Origin of the sequence: Streptomyces sp. NPDC006265 (assembly GCF_040613555.1) — a bacterium.
Classification (GTDB): domain Bacteria; phylum Actinomycetota; class Actinomycetes; order Streptomycetales; family Streptomycetaceae; genus Streptomyces.
Genome location: NZ_JBEXSH010001169.1, coordinates 1 through 2,238 on the forward strand (window position 1 = coordinate 1; position 2,238 = coordinate 2,238).

General features: G+C 70.9%; 2 protein-coding genes. Both read right to left on the minus strand.

Annotated features, from left to right (window positions below):
• Positions 1 to 148: 148 nt before the first annotated feature.
• Positions 149 to 1,849 carry an ABC transporter ATP-binding protein gene (locus ABZ281_RS46645; protein WP_356664602.1) on the minus strand — a complete coding sequence of 567 codons (1,701 nt, stop codon included), beginning with the start codon at positions 1,847 to 1,849 and terminating at the stop codon, positions 149 to 151.
• Positions 1,839 to 2,238 (minus strand): phosphopantetheine-binding protein (locus ABZ281_RS46650; protein ID WP_356664604.1); only part of this gene is annotated, 400 nt, incomplete at its 5' end. The genes ABZ281_RS46645 and ABZ281_RS46650, both read right to left, overlap by 11 nt.

The following is a 2,238-nucleotide window of genomic DNA, read 5'->3' on the forward strand; positions in this document are numbered from 1 at the left end:
GGCCGATCGCGCAGTTCCCCGCGCCCCTGAAAGCATCTCCCCCGAGCCCCTTGAGAATCCACACGCGGCCTCGACGCCTCCCGCCTAGCGCCGTCGTCGAGTGCGGAAGCGTGGGGGCCGATCGCGCAGTTGGCCGCGCCCCCATCGGTCAGCGTGCCACCGCCGAGAAGTAGTCCTGGTCTCTTGCCAGCAGGTTGCGGTGGGTGTCCTCCGCCGTGATCGTGCCGTCGTCCAGGATCAGGACTCTGTCCGCCGCGTCCAGGAACGCCGGGCTGCTGGTGATCACGATCGTCGTGCGGCCCCGGCGCAGCTTCGCCACGTTGCGGGCGACGAGTTGTTCGGTGAGCGCGTCCACCGCCGTCGTCGGGTCGTGCAGGACGAGGATGTCGGTGTCGGCGGCCAGGGCGCGTGCCAGGGAGAGGCGTTGGCGCTGGCCTCCGGAGAGGTTGGCGCCCCGGTCGCGGACGCCGTAGTCGAGGCCCTCGCGGTGCAGGGCCACGACGTCGGTCAGCATGGAGGCCTCGACCGCCTCGGGCACCGTCCGACTCGTGCCCGACGGGTCGATGTTCGTGCGGAGGGTGCCCGCGAAGATCTCCCCGTCGTAGGGGTTGACCAGCAGGTGCTCGCGGACCGCCTCGACGGAGAGGTCCGCCAGGTCCTTGTCTCCGATCCGCACCGTCCCCTCGTACGCGGCGGGCGGGACGCGCACGGCCAGGACGGCGGCGAGGTCGGCCGCCGCTCGGGGCTGGTAGGAGGCGATGGCGACGAACTCGCCCGCCCTCACCTGGAACTTCAGGTTGGTCAGCGCGCCGTGGCGGACGCAGTCGATCTCCAGGTCGCCACCCTCGGACGGGCGCTCGGAGCCCGGGGTCATGACCGGCGGGGCCGACAGCACCAGAGCCATCCGCTCGGCCGAGGCGCGCGCGATCATCACGTACTTGGGCATCTCCGAGAACAGCTTGAGCGGTTCCATGATGAACTGCGCCAGGCCCACGGCCATGACGAGTTCACCGATGGTGATCCGGCCCTCGAACGCCAGCCAGCCCGCCATCAGGGTCACGGCACCGGCGAGCACCGCGTTGAGGGCCAGGGCGGTGCCCGCGTAGGCGCCGTTCACCTTGGCGACCGTGATCGACTGGTGCTTCGCCTCCGTGCTGACCTTCCGGTAGGACCGGAACGCGGCGTGGTTGCCGCCGAAGCCGTGCAGCGGGCGCAGGCCGGTGATCAGGTCGGCGACCTTCGCACCCGCCCGCGCCACCCGGGCCTGCTGCTCCTGGGTGCTGCTGCCGATCCGCTTGGACATCACGCTGAGGATCGACAGGATCGCGACGGTGCCCACGATCACCAGCAGCCCCAGCCGTACGTCCGCCAGGCCCAGGGCGACCGCCGCGACCAGCACCGCGACGAGCGAGCTGATAAGCAGCGGCACCACCTCGATGATGTCGGCGGTCTGGTCGGCGTCCTCGGTGGCGATGGTCAGCACCTCGCCGGACTTGAGGTCGACGTCCCGGGCGACGGGCTGCAGACCGCAGGCCGCGACCTTCACCCGCCAGCGGTGCGCCTCGGTCGTGTTGGCCTTCTGCAGGATCCGCATGCCGAACCGCCACGACAGCGACACCGTCGTGATGATCACGGCCAGGGCGCCGATCGACACGGCGAGTGCCTGAAGGCTGCGGCCGCCGCGCATCGTGTGCTCGACGATCATGCCGAGCGCGATGGGGAAGGCCGTCTCGCCGGCCTGGTAGAGGCCCATGAGGAGGGTGCCCCAGGCCATGGCGCCGATGTTGCGGCGCAGGGCGGTCCGGAGGATGGCGGCCCCGTGACGGGGCCGCTGGGTGTCAGTTGTCATCGAGGTGGCGGGCAATCGCTTCCGGGGTTCGCAGGGTGAACAGATCGCGGATGGTGATCACGGGACCGTACTCGCGGCGGAGCAGCCCGACGAGCCGCACCGCCAGCATGGAGTGTCCTCCCAGGGACACGAAGTCGCTCACCGCGCTCACCTCGTCGTCGTCGAGGTCCAGTGCCTCGGCGAAGTACTCGCACACCACGGTCTCGGTCTCGGTCTGCGGGCCCCGCTCCCCCGCCGTGGTCAGCGCGCCCAGCGGCTTGGCCTCGGGCAGTGCCCTGGTGTCAGCCTTCCCGTTCACCGTCAGCGGGATGCTGTCGACCTGGGCATAGTGCGTGGGCCGCAGGAAGTCCGGCAGTCCGGCGCCCACGTCGGCGGCGACGGCTGCGAGT